The 16,755-nt window shown below is 60.5% G+C and carries 15 protein-coding genes; 7 read left to right on the top strand and 8 right to left on the bottom strand.

Annotation, left to right across the window (positions count from 1 at the left end; all coding sequences use genetic code 11):
- Together Q7S58_RS05925 and Q7S58_RS05930 are read left to right on the top strand one after the other, a co-directional pair.
- Positions 1 to 724 (top strand): Smr/MutS family protein (locus tag Q7S58_RS05925; protein ID WP_304821951.1); only part of this gene is annotated, 724 nt, incomplete at its 5' end.
- A 42-nt stretch (positions 725 to 766) separates the two neighbouring features.
- Positions 767 to 1,066, top strand: a complete 300-nt coding sequence (locus Q7S58_RS05930) for a HigA family addiction module antitoxin (RefSeq protein ID WP_304821955.1) — start codon at positions 767 to 769, stop codon at positions 1,064 to 1,066.
- Positions 1,067 to 1,109: 43 nt separating this feature from the next.
- Here the strand turns inward: Q7S58_RS05930 and Q7S58_RS05935 are convergent, their stop codons facing one another.
- On the bottom strand, positions 1,110 to 4,496 hold the full coding sequence (locus Q7S58_RS05935) for an AsmA-like C-terminal region-containing protein (protein ID WP_304821956.1): 3,387 nt from the start codon (positions 4,494 to 4,496) through the stop codon (positions 1,110 to 1,112).
- A 172-nt stretch (positions 4,497 to 4,668) separates the two neighbouring features.
- On the opposite strand from Q7S58_RS05935, the gene Q7S58_RS05940 reads away from it, so the two are divergent.
- Complete coding sequence (locus Q7S58_RS05940) at positions 4,669 to 5,484, top strand: Smr/MutS family protein (protein ID WP_304821958.1); 816 nt, start codon at positions 4,669 to 4,671, stop codon at positions 5,482 to 5,484.
- 179 nt (positions 5,485 to 5,663) lie between these two features.
- Positions 5,664 to 6,620, top strand: coding sequence for an STM4504/CBY_0614 family protein (locus tag Q7S58_RS05945; RefSeq protein WP_304821960.1), 957 nt, complete (start codon positions 5,664 to 5,666; stop codon positions 6,618 to 6,620).
- A 104-nt stretch (positions 6,621 to 6,724) separates the two neighbouring features.
- On the opposite strand, the gene atpE is transcribed toward Q7S58_RS05945, so the two are convergent.
- From atpE to hemL, 5 genes are all read right to left on the bottom strand, one after another.
- Positions 6,725 to 7,060 carry an ATP synthase F0 subunit C gene (gene atpE, locus Q7S58_RS05950; RefSeq protein WP_304821962.1) on the bottom strand — a complete coding sequence of 112 codons (336 nt, stop codon included), beginning with the start codon at positions 7,058 to 7,060 and terminating at the stop codon, positions 6,725 to 6,727.
- Between the two features lie 135 nt (positions 7,061 to 7,195).
- Positions 7,196 to 7,891, bottom strand: coding sequence for a F0F1 ATP synthase subunit A (gene atpB, locus Q7S58_RS05955; protein ID WP_304821964.1), 696 nt, complete (start codon positions 7,889 to 7,891; stop codon positions 7,196 to 7,198).
- A 24-nt stretch (positions 7,892 to 7,915) separates the two neighbouring features.
- On the bottom strand, positions 7,916 to 8,314 hold the full coding sequence (locus Q7S58_RS05960) for a hypothetical protein (RefSeq protein ID WP_304821967.1): 399 nt from the start codon (positions 8,312 to 8,314) through the stop codon (positions 7,916 to 7,918).
- 3 nt (positions 8,315 to 8,317) lie between these two features.
- Positions 8,318 to 8,542 carry an AtpZ/AtpI family protein gene (locus Q7S58_RS05965; RefSeq protein WP_304821971.1) on the bottom strand — a complete coding sequence of 75 codons (225 nt, stop codon included), beginning with the start codon at positions 8,540 to 8,542 and terminating at the stop codon, positions 8,318 to 8,320.
- A gap of 6 nt (positions 8,543 to 8,548) precedes the next feature.
- On the bottom strand, positions 8,549 to 9,850 hold the full coding sequence (gene hemL, locus Q7S58_RS05970; protein ID WP_304821974.1) for a glutamate-1-semialdehyde 2,1-aminomutase: 1,302 nt from the start codon (positions 9,848 to 9,850) through the stop codon (positions 8,549 to 8,551).
- 587 nt (positions 9,851 to 10,437) lie between these two features.
- Between hemL and dnaA the strand changes: the two genes are divergently transcribed.
- From dnaA to dnaN, 3 genes are read left to right on the top strand one after another with little or no spacing between them, the layout of a single operon-like run.
- Positions 10,438 to 11,847, top strand: coding sequence for a chromosomal replication initiator protein DnaA (gene dnaA, locus Q7S58_RS05975; protein ID WP_304821977.1), 1,410 nt, complete (start codon positions 10,438 to 10,440; stop codon positions 11,845 to 11,847).
- A 4-nt stretch (positions 11,848 to 11,851) separates the two neighbouring features.
- Positions 11,852 to 12,043, top strand: a complete 192-nt coding sequence (locus tag Q7S58_RS05980; protein WP_304821980.1) for a hypothetical protein — start codon at positions 11,852 to 11,854, stop codon at positions 12,041 to 12,043.
- Positions 12,044 to 12,091: 48 nt separating this feature from the next.
- Positions 12,092 to 13,231, top strand: coding sequence for a DNA polymerase III subunit beta (gene dnaN, locus Q7S58_RS05985; protein ID WP_304821983.1), 1,140 nt, complete (start codon positions 12,092 to 12,094; stop codon positions 13,229 to 13,231).
- A gap of 396 nt (positions 13,232 to 13,627) precedes the next feature.
- Here dnaN and Q7S58_RS05990 read toward each other — a convergent pair whose 3' ends face one another.
- Together Q7S58_RS05990 and Q7S58_RS05995 are read right to left on the bottom strand one after the other, a co-directional pair.
- Entirely contained in the window at positions 13,628 to 14,641 is a 1,014-nt protein-coding gene (locus tag Q7S58_RS05990; protein WP_304821986.1) for a DUF4331 family protein, read from the bottom strand.
- Between the two features lie 266 nt (positions 14,642 to 14,907).
- Positions 14,908 to 16,686, bottom strand: a complete 1,779-nt coding sequence (locus Q7S58_RS05995; RefSeq protein ID WP_304821989.1) for a glycosyltransferase family 39 protein — start codon at positions 16,684 to 16,686, stop codon at positions 14,908 to 14,910.
- Between the last annotated feature and the right edge of the window lie 69 nt (positions 16,687 to 16,755).

The raw sequence follows: 16,755 nt of genomic DNA on the forward strand, positions 1-16,755 counted from the left end.
GCTCCGCGAGCGCGAAGCGAACTTGTCCGAGGTCGAGACCGACGCGCGTGCGGCGGCAAAGCTCGCGCGCGAACGCGCGGAGAACGACCGCAAGCGGCTCCGCGCTGAGACCGCGGAGATGGTCGAGGATTTTCGGCGCGAAAGCGCGACCATCTTGGAGGAACTGAAGCAGCGCTCGAAATCGCGCGCCGACGTGAAGGAGTTCATCACCGAGACCGCGGCGCGGCTCGAGCGGCTGGCGCCGTCGCCATCGCCCGCGCCCGAATCAACTGCGCCGCTCAAGGTTGGCGACAGCGTCGAGGTCGGCGACATCCGCGGCGAACTGACACTGCTCGAAGCGAACCGCGCGGTGATCAGCCGCGGCGGTTTGCGGATCGAAGTTTCGCCTGAGCGGCTCAGGCGCGCCGCCCCGGCTCGGAGCGAAGAGCGCGCGCCGCGCGAACGGACGCCCGCGATCAGTTTCAGCAGCGACGCCAGTGAGCGCAGCGAACTGAATCTGATCGGGATGCGCACCAGCGACGCGCTCCGCAAGCTCGAGGACTTCCTCGATCAGGCGTTCCTTACGAATCGCGCCGAAGTCCGAATCGTGCACGGAATCGGCTCGGGCGCGCTTCGAAAGGCCGTCGCCGAATATCTCGATACGTCGCCATATTGCTCGTCGTTTCGGCAAGCCGAGCCTCATCAGGGCGGCGCCGGCGCCACGATCGTGCAGATGAACCTGTAGCCTGCAGCAACTCGCTGATGCAGACTTGCAGTCGCGGATATCATGAAGAAAGAATTTGCGCCGGTTACACCCGGCGAGATGCTGAAGGAGGAATTTCTGGCCGAATACGGCCTGTCGCAGAACCAGCTCGCGAAGGCAATCGGCATTTCTCCAAACCGGATTGCTGAGATCGTGCACAACCGTCGCCGGATTACCGCTGATACGGCGCTGCGTCTCAGCTTGTATTTCGGCAACAGCCCGGAATTCTGGCTGAATCTCCAGACCCACTACGATCTCAAGATGGCGCGCAAGAATCTCGCGCCCGCGGCGGCAGCGCGGATCAAAGCACAGCGGGCAGCCTGAGGACTGATCTGGCCGAATCAGTTCGCGACGTCCGCAGCGCTGATCAGAACAGCTTCTGCAACTGATCGAGCGGGTTCGGCGGATTCTGCGGCTTTTGCTGCTGCCGATTGCGACCGCCACCGCCCTTGCGACCAGCGCCCGACGGAGGCGGCTGCCCCGCGTATCCGCCATACGGATCGCTCGGGGGCGTGCTGGCGTTCGATCCTGCCGGTGGCGCGCCCGCATAGCCCGGATTGCTGTTCGGGCTCGCACCCGGAGCATAGCCCGGCGCGCCGCCGGGATTGCTCGTCCCCGATGTGTCGCTGGGCATTCCAAGCAAGCCGCCGATTGCTCCCGGCAATCCCTTCTTGCCGAATAAGCCGCCCGACGGCGCGGCCGGCGCAGGAGCACTGCCGTACGGTCCCGTCATCGGTGCACTTCCCATCGGCGCGCCGCCGGTACTGCCGCCCGACGTATCGCCCGATCCGCCGCCGAGCAATCCGCCTATCAGTCCGCCGGCCGCTCCTCCCGGCATGCCCTTCTTGCCGAGCACTTTGCCGAGATACTTCTCGCCCTGGTTCTGCGCTTCATGCATCGCGGCGCGCTGCGCGAGTTCGGACACGTTGGGCAGCACCGACGGCTTGGGCAACTGGCCGCTAATCTGCACCGGGAAATCGACCTGTCCCTGGGTGTTCACGATATACGCGACGTTTTTATTCTGTTGCACCAGTTCGCGGCTGAACGGCTGCGAGAGCACCATCCGCACCGCGAGATCGATATTGCGATCGAGGTCGAACCAGCCGTCGCCGAGCAGATTGTAATCGACCGTCTGCACCTTGATATCGTGCGAGGTAATTCGCGGACCGGCGAGCACGTAGCTGAGGCTCGCATTCTGGATGTCCGTGTTCGGGTTGTTGAACAATTCCGGATGACGTTGGATCACGCCGAGCGGCACCAGGTTGCCGACCACCGGCAGGTTCGTCAGCTTCTGCAGCGATTCGCCGCCGATATTGACGCCGATCAGTTTGCCGTTGACGACGTTGAGGCGCCCGTCGCCTTTGAACGTCGGCTTCATCTGATCGAATGGACCCGCCACCGCGGCGACATTCATGTTGCCGGTGAGCGTCCCGCGCACAATTCCCGCCGACTTCGATTTTTGCGCCGCGAGCATCTGCTGCAAATCGAGGTTCGTAAAATTCATCGCCGCTGAAAACGGCGCCGACGGCCCGAGCCGCGTCTCGCCGGTCGCCGATATGTCGCCCGCGAATGCCTTCAGCCTGAGCGATTGCAGGCGCGCGCTCCCGTTGTTGGCAACCGCGACCATGTCGAGATTCTGGAACGGCACGTCGGCCAAATTGCCGTCGAGGATCGACACTTTCGCGTCGCCGCGCAGCGTCTGCATCATGCGATCGCCGCTGGTGGCCGCGATTTTCGCCGAGCCGGTCATCATCCCGCGCGCAGTCTCGGCCATCTTGGATTTTTGCGCCGCGAGAATTTGCTGCAGATTGACATTCGAAAAGTTGACCGTCGCGGAAAACGGCGACGCCGTATCGAGAATCGCCTCGGCCGTCGCAGCAACGTTGCCGGAGAACGCCTTGACGTTGAGCGATTGCACGCGCGCGCGCTTGCCGTCGAGCGACGCGTTGAGGTTCAAATTCTCGTACGCCACGCCCGAAAGATCGCCCGACGCCGACGTGACCTTGGAGTTCACCGAAAGTCCGCCGGGTTGCATCGCGACTCCGCCCGTCGCAGCGAGTTGATTCACCTGGTCCTCGGGCGGACGCGTCGGCACGAAATCCGCCAGATGAATCGATCCCGCGGTGAGATCGAAATTCGCGAGCAGCGGTTGAAGCTGCACGACGTGCGATTTGAGCGTCCCGTGCGCCGGCCCGAGGTTGAACGTCATCGGGCCAACGTCGGCGCTATTGCCCGCCAGCCGGATATTGCCGTTGAGTTTGCTGAGCGCCGGAAGTTTCGCGTCGGGCTGCGCGGCCGAAACGTCGGTCAGCGACACCGTGCCTTTGGCCGACGGCTTGCTGCCGATCATCGTGACGTCGGAATGAATCTCGGCCTTGCCGCCGAGATTGTATTTCGCGAGCACCGCCACCTGCTTGGCGATCGCGGGCTCCTCTTTGGGAAGCGCGGCGAGATCGAAGCTGTTGGTATCGATACGCGCCGACATCTGCCCGCCGCCGACGCGAATCCGGGTCGCCTTGAGATTGAGATCGCCGACCGCGAGCGTCACGTTGCCGTTTACCGCGGGTTTGCCGTCCGCCAGCGCGACATCGGCGTGAATTTCGGTTTTGCCGCGCGGATCGTACTTCGCGAGATCGGGAATCATCTTCGCGAGCGCCGTCAGATCGAAATTATTGGTATCGATGCGCGCGGAAGTACTGCCGCCGCCAACCTTGATATTCGTCGCCTTCAAATCGAGGTCGCCGAGCGAAACGTTGGCGACTTTCACATCGATCGCCGAGCCAATCCGCGAACCTTCCGCATCGACCTTGAGCTTGATATCGGCGGGCTTGTTGAACGTGTTGCCGAACGTGATCTTCTCGTCGCTCAAATCGCTCGAGACCACGAATTTGAGCGATTCGATCGTGCCGTCGGCCTGCGCCTCCGCGCTGATCGGCTGAGGGATGACGAGTTTCGGCGGAATCGATTTCGCGATCAGCTGGATGGCGCGCAACTGGCTCAGCAGGATCGGTCCGACTTTGGCTTTCACCGAAAATGGAATCGCCGACACGTCCATCACGCCGTTCTTCATCAGCGGGCCGAGCGTGCTGTCGATATCGAGATTCTGCTTGTCGGCAAACGCGGCCATCGTGAGCGCGACCGTGAACGGCGCGTTGAAGCCAAAATCCTTCACGCTCAGATCGATCGCGTTCAGCATCGCGGATTGCTTCGCGCCTTCCTGCTGATAAATCAGCGTGCCGTCGCGAATCGAGAAATTCTTCACGAACAGCGAGCCGAGCGGCGACGGCTTGGCGCGGAGCCGCTTTTCCTTCTCCGCGGCCTCGCGCGCGGCGTCGCCACCCTCGGGCTTCTTGCCGACCGTCGATACGTTCAGCCGCCCGTCCTGCATCTGGATGATTCGAATCACCGGCTTTTCGAGCGAAACTTCGTCCACCTCGATCCGGCGCGCGAGCAGGGGGGCAAGTTGCAGCTTGGCGTAAACGTCGCTCGCCTCGACGAACGGCATCTGCGCGAGCGTCGGGTCGTCGCCAATTTTGACGTTCTTCAAATCGGCGGTGATGCCCCATCCGAGCGACACCGTGATGTCGCTGGCCTGCACCTCGCGGCCGAGCGCGAGACTCACGCGATCGAGCAGGCCCTGCTTGTGGCCCGCGATGATCGAATTCAGGTTGGTCGCCGCGTAGAACAGCACGCCCGCGGCCACGATCACGATCGTTCCGAGAACAGCGGCTGAGATTATCACGATACGGCGCATGGTCGGCCCCCTCTCGGATCTCGAGATACGGCAGCCAAGTCTAATCGATGCGCGCTCGCCGCACCAAGTAAAACGCCGATGCGGTCGCTCGCGATAGCGTGATTTGAACCATCCTCGTGCTTCAGCGTAAGCTGGTGGCCTCTCGCTCAGGTTCACGGATCCGGACTTTCAGATGGCCAAGAAGCGAAAGCATGCGCCGGCGAAACCCGCAGCCGCCAAAGCCGCGGCGCCCAAACCGATCTTCGCGTCGCCGTTCAAGGATCTCAAAAAGATGCTCGCGGAGCGCAAGCTGAGCCAGCCTGCGCCCGGGATCGCCGCGAACAAAACGCCGCTTCAGGCGCCTGCTCAAGCGACGGCCGCGAAAATCGCGACGACCTCGATCGCCGCGGCGAGTGCGATCACCGCGGAACTCGACGACGACGCGATCCTGAAGCAGGCGCTCGAAGGAGTGCGGCCGCTCAACGGTTCGCGCCGCGCAAGGATGCCGGTCGAGCCGCCGGTCGGTCACACGATCGTCGATGAAGACGCGGAAGTAATCGCGCAACTGTCGGATTTGGTCTCAGGCCAGGCGCCGTTCGATATCAGCGAGACCGAGGAATACGTCGAGGGGCGGCGCGTCGGCCTCGATCCGCGCCTGGTGTCGCAACTGCGGCGCGGCGAGTTCGCGGTCCAGGATCATTTCGATTTGCACGGGATGATCCAGCCCGATGCGAAAGAATCGCTGAAGGATTTCATCCTGAGGTCGGTTCGCAAAGGCCTGCGCACCGTGCTGGTCGTGCATGGGCGCGGGCTCGGATCTCCGGGCGGACGAGCGGTGCTGAAACACGCGTGCGCCGGATGGCTGTCTCACGGCTCGATCGGAGGACACGTGCTGGCGTTCACCAGCGCGCGTCCCGCCGACGGCGGGGCGGGCGCAATGTACGTATTGCTGCGGCGCGAGCGCCGCCGCGAACCCTTCGACATCCTGCAGGGCGCGAAACGCAGCTAACGTTTCGCGCTGTCACTGATTAGCGGCGTACGGTCTACGGATAGTGACCGAAGTCGGCGTCATTGAAATTTCGAGATACCGACGCACGCCGACTGCCAACCTATCACGTCATCAGACTTGTCAGCCGCAATTCGAATAAACTGAGAGATGATATAATTAGTTGCTAGGAGGGGAGCAGGATGTCCGTTCAGGATCTGTTTTCGAGGCGGAAGCGACGTGCTGAACAAGCCGGGCAACCCGAAGTTTATCAGTATGACGCCCTACCGAACCCTCTCCGCATCCAGATAATCCACATTTGGCGCGCAGCAATTGGCCGCTATGCGAATCCTGATCCGTACGGTTGGCAGCCCGATCCGCCCAATAGCAATGATCTGTGGCACGAGATCGAATCCGTGTTGTCAAAAGAAAAAGGCGTATTTCGGTTGGCGACCGGCGATAACTCTCTGGCGCGTTGTTCTAACTACTTGCTGGATGCACCGATCGAGGACGCATTAGATGTCATCGAATTGACGTTCCGAATCATTTGGAATTTCGCGAACTTAGATGACTATAAATGGCAATCCGAGGTGAGAAGTAGAGGTCTGAAGCAAGCTCCAGATGACGCCATTTCTGAACTGAATTATCGGTTTCGGGAGGCTCAACTCGGCTACCAGTTTGATAGCGGAAATATAATTCGAGTTGATAGTCAGTACTTACATAGCGAAGCTGTCAAGCCCGCACTTTCCCTGTTAGCTGATCCTCGATTCAAGGGACCACGTGAAGAGTTTCTGCACGCTCACGAATTGTACAGGACTGCCGGCAAGGACGAGCATCAAAAGCGCGAGGATGCCATTACGGGGTCGCTCAAAGCGTTCGAGAGCACCCTCAAAGTGATATGCGGCCTGAAGAAATGGCATTGCCCCGCGAATGCTACGGCCGCCCCTTTGATCAAGACCGTAATCGACAATGGTCTAATACCCCCGTTCTTGCAGACCTCAATGGAAGGGCTGGCAACCTTAAGGAATAAAATTGCCGCGCATGGTCGAGGCGAGCAGATGCGACAGGTCCCCTCGCACCTAGTCGCGTATGCCCTACATCTCGCGGCATCGAACATCGTCATGCTGGTCGAGGCTTTCAATGGCGTGGGGCGTGTTTAAAGTCGTTCCACCGAGTACTTTTCACCGAATTCGCACAAAATGAGAAACGGGGCTCCGCGAGGAGCCCCGTCGTTGCGAAATGATCGCTAAACCTTCTTCCTCGACTAGATCTTCGCCTGCAGCAAAAATCCGATCACCAATGCGTACAGCGTCAGCGCTTCGATGAAGGCGAGACCGAGCAGCATCGGCGTGAAGATTTGACCCGCCGCGTTGGGATTGCGCCCGATCGATTCCATCGCCGATGCCGCCATCCGTCCCTGGCCGAGCGCGCTGCCGAATGCCGCGATACCCACGCCGAGGTTCGCCGCGAGCGCGATCAAGCCCGCGCGCAGCGGTGCGCCATTGCCGGCCGCGACGTCATCCGCCGCCATCGCGAGCAGCGGCGACGCGAGAATCGCCATCGACGCCATCGTCAGAACCGTACCTAACCGTCGAACCATTTCCGTTCCTCCTGGTTTGCGCGCGCCTTCGAGTGCGTTACCCGCCGCATCTCTTTCCTCTACCACCACCGTTCGGGACTACATCCCTGGCGCGATTTTCACATGCTGAAATTTAATTCAGAAAATTTGTTTCGTTTAATGTTCGTGGCTGACGGCGAGCCGCACGTATGACATCGCAAGGATCATGAACACCATCGCCTGGATGATGCACACGATCGAGCCGAGCGTCAGAAATGCCAGCGGCACGATCACTTTGGTCAGGCCGGTGAAGATGCCGAGCACCATGTGGTCGGCGAACATGTTGGCGTAGAGACGAACGCCGAGCGAAAACGGCCGAAACACATTGTCGGCGATTTCGATCATGAGCATCAGCGGCGCGATCGCGATCATCGGTCCGAGGAACGTTCGCAGATAGCCGCCGACGCCCTGCGCTTTCATCCCGTGGTAGATGTAAAAAATGAAGCAGATCGTGCCGAGCGCAAAAGTCAGATCGGAATCGCCGGTCGGCGGTTCCATCCCCGGAACCAATCCAAGAAAATTCGCCAACAGGATGAACAGGAACAGGCTTCCGAAAAACGGCACGAAGCTCCGATAATGATGAAGCTGGGTGACTTCGTGGACGAAGCCGTCGGCCCACTCGACGATGGTCTCGGAAATCGAGCGCAGACTTATCTTGTCGTCGGATAGCAGCGGATCATTCGCGGTCTCGAGCGATCGGCGCGCAAGAAAAGCGAAGATCAGCAGCACGCCCATCACCAGCCAGGCACCGACGACCACCTCGGGGATCTTGCCGCCGCCAAGTATTTCTAGAAAATTTATCGATTTCTGCAAACCAGTTTCTCCGCCGCAGCGATTCTAGCTTGAACCGCGCAGCGAGGCACGCCCGGTTTCAATAATGGCCGCCGTCATCTGAGTCAAGACGCCGAGGGCAAAACCGAAGCCGTCGATGTGCGATCGGGTGAACAGCAGGTACACCAGTCCGACCACGATCAGCATCTTGAGCGGAATCGCGAGCACGCCGAACTTCGCCATCGTGCCGGACACGCCGGCGCCAGCGGCCGCGAGAATGAGCCCGCCCATCAAGCTTAGAATCCACAGATTGGCGATCACGACCACGCCGCCGAGGATGCATCCGTAAGCAGCCGGCATCGAATCGAACCAGCCGAGGATCGCGGCGGTGATCGCGACCAGCAAAATGTTGGTGCGCTGAATCGCGGGAATCGTGGGGATTCGATCGCTGAGCATTATCGACACCGATCAGTTCGGCGGGCCCGGCGGAATTTGCGTCTCCATCCTCACGATCCTCACGATGGTCACAATCGAATGGATGAATCCGAATAACGCCAGGATGCCGGTGAACCACGGCTCGGTGTGAAAGTACACGTCGATGTAATGCCCGAAGACGCCGCCTGCGATCGGCGACATCGGAATTTCGAGCGCCATCGCAAGCGAGCGCGCGTATTTGCCGGAGATCAGCGGCATCGGCGATTACGCTCGCCCCTGGTTTGTATCGCGGAGCGCTTCGGTGGCGGCGGCGATAGTGCGATCGATATCAGCGTCGGTGTGCGCGGTCGAGATGAACATCGCTTCGAATTGTGACGGCGGTATATTTATTCCGCGCGCGATCATCGCGTGGAAAAACTTCGCAAATTTTTTGGAATCCGAGGTGCGTGCTTCGTCAGCATCGGTCACGCGCTCCGGCCCGAAAAACATCGTTAGCAAAGAACCCGCGCGATTGACGCATCCCGGCTCGCGATTCGCGTCAAGCGCCGCGCTGAGTCCGCGCTCGAGCTGCGCGCCCAACTCCTCGAGCCGCGGGTAGGGATTCGTCTCGCGCAGTTCGCTCAGCGTCTCGAGTCCCGCTCGCACCGAGAGCGGATTTCCCGACAAAGTGCCCGCCTGGTAAACCGGTCCTATCGGCGCGAGCAGATCCATCAGGCGCGACGGTCCGGCGACCGCGCCGATCGGCATCCCGCCGCCGATTATTTTCCCGAGCATGATCAAATCGGGCGTCACGCCCATCGCTTCGCTGGCCGAACCGAAATTCAGCCGGAATCCGGAGATAACTTCGTCACAAATCAGGAGCGCGCCATTGCGATGCGCGATCTCCGCGAGAGCGTGCAGAAAGCCGGGCAGCGGATTCACCACGCCCATGTTCGCGGCGACCGGCTCGACGATCACGGCTGCGATTTTATCCGGCGCCGCGCGGAAAACATTCTCGACGTTCTCGATCGCGTTGTAGCGCGCCACCATCGTGAGCGCCGCCAGGGCAGCCGGAACGCCGCCGCTATCGGGCTGTCCGAGCGTCATGCCGCCGGAACCGGCGCGGACGAGCAGCGAGTCGCTGTGGCCATGATAGCATCCGTCGAACTTGACGATATTCGGGCGGCCGGTCGCGGCGCGCGCAATCCTGAGCGCGGTCATGCCGGCTTCGGTGCCGGAGCTGACGAGGCGAACTTTTTCGGCGCATCCAATCGCCGACGAGATCAGTTCCGCGAGCTCGACTTCGAGCCGCGTCGGCGCGCCGAATCCCAATCCGGAGCGTGCCTGATGCGCGAGCGCCGCGGTGACTCGCGGATGCGCATGGCCGAGGATCGCGGGCCCGTAAGAGCACACGTAATCGAGAAATTGGCGTCCATCGGCGTCGGTTAGCGACGCACCGGCGCCGCTTTCGATGAAGAGCGGAGATTCGCCGACGGCGTTCCACGCGCGCACCGGAGAATTCACCGCGCCAGGAATCTTAACTTTGGCGCGGTTGAAAAGTTCACGGGAGGTTTCTGAATTTTGCATCGCTTATTCCTGACGGCTGTTGAAAATTCTATCAATCGGGCGTCGCGGAATCGAGACAGACTATCTGCGGCGGCGTCAAGTCGCGCATCGGCTCGATCGCGCGTGATGGCTTCTAGAGCCATCGTGAGCGATCGCGTGTTCGCGGCGAATTTTCCGCTGCGCGCGGCGCGATCGCTCCCGCGCGAAATTTCTCTTTCGATCCAAGTGCATAGCTGAAAGTGTTTTTCCGCGCTTGTCACCATCGCCAAAAATGTTTAACAACATTCCTTGTCGCAGTATTCCGACTCGAACGAAAAACAACAGTCCTGATCGCATCGATGGTGAGCGCGTTTCACTAATGGCCTCGCAGCGCGTGCAATCCGCCTTTTGTTTCGATTCAAATCTCAGGGCCAACAGAACCGATCGCAAGCTGGAAAGGTTGATAATCGGAGGCGCCGCGCCGCCAAATCTCCGTCTCCAGCAAGGGAAAAGATACTTATCCACAAGTGTGGATAAGCTTGTGCGTAATTCTCCCGGCAAATCGGCTTGCCGGCTTGACTCCGGGCGCGCCTGCGCGCGCGCCGGATATCGATGGGGGATTCCAAAATATGACTGGCTTGTGGCAGCGCACTGCTGACCGGATGCGCGAGGAACTCGGACAGGTCGGCTACGAAACCTGGATCGGACCGCTCAAGTTTATCGCGCAGCAGGAAACGACCGTTACACTCGAGGCGCCCAATCGATTTTTTCGCGATTGGATCAATGAACGCTATCTCGATTTGCTGCGCCGCGCGCTCGCGGCGGAAGCCGGCGAAGAAATGGAGATCAACCTGACGCTGGGCAATGGCGGAGTTGCAGCACTGCAACAAGCGCACAAGAACGGGAACGGCACCGCCAGCGGCAATGGCCATAGCAATGGTCATGGCAACGGAAAAGTCGCGGCGCCGCGCGGATCGACGTCCGACGGCGGCCGCGGCGATCGGCATCCGCAGTTCAATCCGCGCTACACGTTCGCGGAGTTCGTAGTCGGCTCGGCGAATCAGTTTGCGCACGCGGCGGCGCAGGCGGTCGCCAATCAGCCGGGCGAAAAATACAATCCGCTCTTCATTTACGGCGGAGTCGGCCTCGGCAAGACGCACCTGGTGACAGCGATCGGCCATCGTATCTGGACGACGGGCGATCGGCCGCGCAAAGTTCTCTTCATGCCCGCCGAGATTTTCATGAACGAACTGATCAATTCGCTGAGACGCGACAAGATGGGCGAGTTTCGGGAAAAATTTCGCCGCGTCGATACGCTGATCCTCGACGACGTCCAGTTTCTAGCCGGCCGCGAGCGCACCCAGGAGGAATTTTTTCACACCTTCAACGCGTTGCACGCGGAACGCCATCAGATCGTGCTCACGTCGGACAAGGTGCCGCGGGAAATTCCGGGCCTCGAGGAGCGGCTGCGCAACCGTTTCGAATCGGGCCTGATTGCCGATATCGCGCCGCCCGATCTCGAGACTCGCGTCGCGATCATCCAGAAAAAGGCCGTGCTCGAAAATCTCAAGCTGGCGCCCGAGGTCACGATGTATATCGCGCAGAGCGTTTCCTCGAACGTGCGCGAGCTCGAAGGATGCCTCACGCGGCTCGGCGCGCTGGCCTCGCTCAACAAGGCGGCGATCACCGTCGAATTTGCGCGCCAGGCCCTGCACGATCTGATTCGGAATCACGACGCGAAGCCTGACGTGGATTCAATCCAGAAAACTGTTTCGGATTTTTTCCACATCCGGCTTACCGACCTCAAATCGAAAAAACGCACGCAGCACATCGCGTTTTGCCGGCAGGTCGCGATGTATCTCAGCCGCAAGCTGACCGACGCTTCGTTTCCGACTATCGGCGATCACTTCGGCCGCGACCATTCGACGGTGATCCATGCGTATAATCTGATCCTGCGGCGCGTCTCGAGCGACTCCGCTTTCCGTTTGTCGATCGAAAAAATCGAGCGCGAGCTGAAGTCGGTTCGCAACGCGGCGTGACTCGATGAAGCTTGTGCAGGAGCTTGTGGACGGTATGCGGATGAAGAGCGGGTTTTCGACAGGCTCGGCCGATTGCGCCCGCGCAAGGCGATCGAGCCGCCGCTTCACCGACAACTTTTCAGCCGCGGAAGTGCGTGCAAAATCAATCGCTTGGCCGAGTCATAAACAAATCCACAACTCCTACGGTTACTGCTAAAGTCTTTAGAGATCTTAAGATCAGGAATAGGAAGACGGGAATTAATTCATGGGACTCTCGATAGCACGCACGTCTCTGCTTGGTGGTTTGGGTTTGGTGCAGGGAATCGTCGAACGGCGAACGACGGTGCCGATCCTGGGCCACGTTCTCATCGAGCCCAATGGCAATGGGCTAAATCTCAGCGCGACCGACCTGGAGGTCGGCATCCGCACCAATGTCGCCTGCTCGGGCAAGGAAAAAAGCCTGACGCTGAACGCGCGCAAACTTTTCGAGATCGTGCGCGAGGCGGAAGGCGAAGAGGTCGCGCTGACGACGCTCGACAACGATTGGGTCGAACTCAAGTGCGGGCGCGCGAAATTCAAAATGATGGGCCTCGATCCGCGCAGCTTTCCGGCGATGCCCAGTCAGAGCGTTGGCAAGGAAGCGGACGGCGCGAAAAAAAAGTTGAAGGCCGAGCTCGTGATTCCGGCGACGGTACTGAAGGACATGATCGACAAGACTCTGTTCGCGGTCAGTCCCGATGAAGCGCGCTACAATCTGAGCGGCGTGTTCGTCGAATCGAGTGCGCCTGGTTCCGCGCGGATGGTCGCCACCGACGGCCATCGCCTTGCGATGATCGAGCGCGAAGTCGCGGGCTTCTCGATGGATGGCGGCGCGATCATTCCGCGAAAAGGACTCGCCGAGCTGCGCAAAATCCTTGACCAGGACGGCGACACCGAAGTGCGGCTCTCGCTCGAAGGGCAGCTCGCATATCTGAAGCGCGGCAACACCGAAGTGTCGATGCGGCTGGTCGAAGGAGAATTTCCCGACTATCGCGGCGTCATACCGAAGCAGTCGAAATACAAAATCGCGGTCCCGAGGGACGCGTTGTTCGCGGCGATCAAGCGCGCCGCGATTTTCTCAAGCGAGCGCTATCACGGCGTGAAGTTCTCGCTCTCGCCGGGATTGCTCACGGTGTCATCGACGAGTCCCGAGACCGGCGAGGCCAGCGAATCGCTCGACGTCGATTTCAACAACGAAGATTTCGCGATTGGCTTCAACGCCTCGTACGTCTCGCAGGTGCTCGGCGTGATTCCGGCTGGCGCCAACGTCGAGTTGGGGCTCAGCGACGACGTGAGTCCCGGCGTGATCCGCGCGCCCGAGGCGGACTCGCAGTACACCTACGTCGTGATGCCGATGCGGCTCTAGATCATCGGTGCGATCGCGATCGCGTTGAAGGCTGCCGCTCCGAAAACCTCGCCCGTTATTTTACGGGAGAGGGAGCCCGCCGCTCTTGCGGCGGGTGGGTGAGGGTTCTGGATCGCACGCTGGTTCGATGTTTAGAGATTCACGATCTTCATCGATTCTAGATAGCTCCGTGACATAAATGTCGTCCGCGCGGCGTGCTCCGGACGAAAATGCGAGCATCAGTGCGCTGCTCACGATCCTGCACCCTCACCTACCTCGTCGCTTGACAGCGACTCGGCTTCCTCTCCCGTAAAATAACGGGCGAGGGACAGAGATGCGCTCGACCTGTACGCAGAGCATCGCAGCAGGGGATGACGCCCTTGCTGCCGAGGTGCGCGGCGCGAATCAAACCTCGCACTAGCCCGCCTTGGGATGCGGCGTGCCGATGTACGGGAACTCCTTGAGAAGATCGGTGTGCGGCTTAAGGCCGTCTGATGGGATGTCTCCCTTGGAGAGGAAGGCGAGGCGGTGATCGATGACATCGTCGGTAAAAGCGCGCCCGTTGGGATACTTCGCGGGCTTCGACGGATCGAAGCTCAGCATGTCGGGCAGCAGGCCGTCGGCATCGATCGCGGCGATTGCTTCTTCCCGGGTGTAGTTGCCGGTATGCCCCATCAAATGGACGAACTGATCGAGCCAGCGTTTGCGATCGTTAACCGGCTCGCTGGCGTTGTACTCCTCTTTGGTGTCGTCGGTGTTGAAGAAGCTGCTGACCGACGGGTGGCCGGCGCGATCGACATGGAGGAGCTTGCCATCGCGGCGCACGCTGCATCGCCCCCAGATGCGGACCGCAGGGTTGGCGCCGAGTTCGAATGTCGGCAGCTCGAGCACCGTCGAGAACACATTCGCCTCAGTATTTGAGTCCACGCCCGTCCATGGTGACTTGCCGCCAAGATGCGGTGCCGTGAAATTTCTGCCGCCCTTGGTGTCGAACAGATTCTTGATTCCGTCGAAGTCGAAAAAGAAAGCGTCGCTGCGATTGCCGGCGAAGAACGTGTAGCCGCCGGACTTGACGATGTTGGGTTTGGCGCCGAAGGAGACCTCGGCGTCGGCGATGATCTTCGTCCCAACCGCTTCGACTGAGCGCGACTCCGCGCCCTTCGCCACGAAAACGTTCACCGTCTGCTTGCCGTTCTGCGGCTTCGAGAACACGTAACTGATCGCGATGTCGGTCAGGCAATCTCCGTCGTTGTCGATGTTGAGGCGGTAGATCGCGTCGGGATGGAGCGCGTCTGCAGTCGGATTGGCATTAAGGATCAGCACGGTCCTTGTCGGATCGACGGGTGCCTGGAACGCGTAGAGATCGCAGAGGTCGAGTCGTTGGTCCCCGAGCGGAGGGCCGAGGTTAAGGCCGGTGAAATGATTCGACATAATTTTTCCCCTTCGTTTTGAACCCCAAAGTCCGCGCAGTATCTATAACGCCGAGACGTTGAGTGGCGGGAATTTAACGATGAGCGGGTGTTGATCGAGAACCAGAATGGCGGATTGGCATCGCAGGCTCAAGTTAGTTTTTGATTCTAAAGTCGGTAGTCACCCTCGCCTCCGCTACGCTCCGGACTCGGGACTCGATTAAATTGCGATTCGGCCCTCCGGCCCGAATCGGCTCCGCGGCGCTCGAGCCTCCCGAAAGGTCGGCCTTATTGAGCCGGTGGCGGCGTGCCGCCGCCCTCTACTCGCATGAGCTGAATCTTGTTGCGCAGGTTGTACTCGGTCTCCCACGGATACGTCGCCTCGCTGACTTCGAGCGTGGTCGGCAAGCCGAGTTGCGGAATATCCCGCTGGCGCGCGATAAACCATCGCACCTCGCCGCGATTGATCGCGTCGAGCAGGTCCTGCTTCTTCTGAAACCAGGGCGTCGGCTTGGGCGGATCGAGATAGAAGAGCGGGCCTTGGGTGCGGAACATCGCGATCTGATCAACGCGATTGCCGGTCTTCTCGATCGTCGCCCGCGCGAATCGCTTCTCGCCACGATAACTCTCCGCCGCCGGCATCGCGAAGATATAGATGTAGGCGAGCAGGCCGTAGGCGATGATTCCCATCGAGAGCGCGGCTCGCGCCGGGCTGAATTTTCGAACCGCGTAGAACACGCCCGTGACCGAGAGAATCCAGAAAACGAGGAAGACGAATTTGTCGGGCATCGACGGAAATTGCGCAAGCTTGCCCGGCAGAATCAGCGACGCAGGAATCAGCATCGCGATTCCGAACACCGCGGCGATCGCGATTACGGCGTAGCCGAGCTTCAACAATCGCCCGGCGAACGTCGAGCATAAATCCGCAGAAAACACCAGCGTGCGTGCCACCAGAATCGCGGCGGCGGGAAGAATCGGCAAGATATAATAGCTGCGGCGCGATCCGGACAGAGTGAAAAACAGGAAGGTCGCCCAAAAATAAACCAGCGCGAAACGATCGCTGCGCGCGGGCTCGTCGTGCAGGCGTCGGCGCTGATGCGTCTCGACCAGCGCCGCCGGCAGCATCGCGGACCACGGCGCCATCAGCGCGAAAATGACGTACACGTATAAATAGATGGGTCCGCGATGATCGAACGGGTGAAAAAATCGCACCACGTTCTCGCGATAAACCATCGCGAGGCCTTTCTCGGAGCCCATCAGGCGATTCGATATCTCGAACGGCGCTGCGTAAACGGCGATCCCCAGCACGATCGCCGGTACCGAGTACCAGTTAAAGAACCAGAGGTTGTGCGACACCAGCCAGCGCCATCGCTCGCGCAGAGCGCCGCGTCCGATCCCGTCGGCGAGGCCGCGCCATCCGTCTTTCAGGCACGAGAACGCGCCGATCACGAGTATTGGCAGCGCGAATCCGAGCAGGCCTTTGGTCAATGACGTCGCCGCCATGATCAGCCAGAGGCCGATGACCCATGGACCGCCGGCGCGATTCTCGTAACGCTCGAAGAGCACCAACGCTGCGAGTTCGCCGGTCAGGGTTTCGACATCGGCGGAGGCGTGGCGCGAAAAAAAAACGAAGCTGAAGCTGGTCGCGAGGATGAATCCGGACAGAATCGCGGTGCGAGAATCGTAGAGTCGCCGCACCAGTAGCATCAGGAATGCGACCGCGAGCAAGCCCGCGATCGCGCACGGCAATCGCGCCGCGGTTTCGTTCATCCCGCCGGTGAACGGCGTCGAAAGCGTGACGAGCCAGTACGAGCCGAGCGGCTTGTCGTAATAGACGTGGCCGTTGATCGTCGGCCAGAAATAGTTGCGCGTGAGGAGCATCTCGCGCGCAATTTCGGCCCATCGAAATTCCGACGACCAGAGAGCGCGCGCGCCCAGCCGCGCGAAGTACAGAATCGCAGCGGCGACGAGCACCAGTGCGGCGCCGATCCGGAACGTCGATTCGTCGGAGGTTCGAGGCGTCGCTAACGGCGGCGTCGCGGGATTCGATGGATATGCCGATGCCATCGCGGAGAATTGTAACCGTCGCGCTCGCCGCTGCGCCATACGCATCGCCGATGCGCGGAAAGCGGGAAG

It is taken from the genome of Candidatus Binatus sp., from assembly GCF_030646925.1.
In the GTDB taxonomy this organism is placed as follows: Bacteria; Desulfobacterota; Binatia; order Binatales; family Binataceae; genus Binatus.

Excerpts from the sequence above, each read along its gene's own strand:
- Q7S58_RS05965 (WP_304821971.1), bottom strand. The coding sequence starts at position 8,542 with ATGCCGCTGATCTCCGGCAAATACGCGCGCTCGCTTGCGATGGCGCTC.
- Q7S58_RS05945 (WP_304821960.1), top strand. The coding sequence starts at position 5,664 with ATGTCCGTTCAGGATCTGTTTTCGAGGCGGAAGCGACGTGCTGAACAA.
- Q7S58_RS05935 (WP_304821956.1), bottom strand. The coding sequence starts at position 4,496 with ATGCGCCGTATCGTGATAATCTCAGCCGCTGTTCTCGGAACGATCGTG.
- Q7S58_RS05940 (WP_304821958.1), top strand. The coding sequence starts at position 4,669 with ATGGCCAAGAAGCGAAAGCATGCGCCGGCGAAACCCGCAGCCGCCAAA.
- Q7S58_RS05930 (WP_304821955.1), top strand. The coding sequence starts at position 767 with ATGAAGAAAGAATTTGCGCCGGTTACACCCGGCGAGATGCTGAAGGAG.
- Q7S58_RS05990 (WP_304821986.1), bottom strand. The coding sequence starts at position 14,641 with ATGTCGAATCATTTCACCGGCCTTAACCTCGGCCCTCCGCTCGGGGAC.
- atpE (WP_304821962.1), bottom strand. The coding sequence starts at position 7,060 with ATGGTTCGACGGTTAGGTACGGTTCTGACGATGGCGTCGATGGCGATT.
- Q7S58_RS05980 (WP_304821980.1), top strand. The coding sequence starts at position 11,852 with ATGAAGCTTGTGCAGGAGCTTGTGGACGGTATGCGGATGAAGAGCGGG.
- dnaN (WP_304821983.1), top strand. The coding sequence starts at position 12,092 with ATGGGACTCTCGATAGCACGCACGTCTCTGCTTGGTGGTTTGGGTTTG.
- dnaA (WP_304821977.1), top strand. The coding sequence starts at position 10,438 with ATGACTGGCTTGTGGCAGCGCACTGCTGACCGGATGCGCGAGGAACTC.
- hemL (WP_304821974.1), bottom strand. The coding sequence starts at position 9,850 with ATGCAAAATTCAGAAACCTCCCGTGAACTTTTCAACCGCGCCAAAGTT.
- Q7S58_RS05995 (WP_304821989.1), bottom strand. The coding sequence starts at position 16,686 with ATGGCATCGGCATATCCATCGAATCCCGCGACGCCGCCGTTAGCGACG.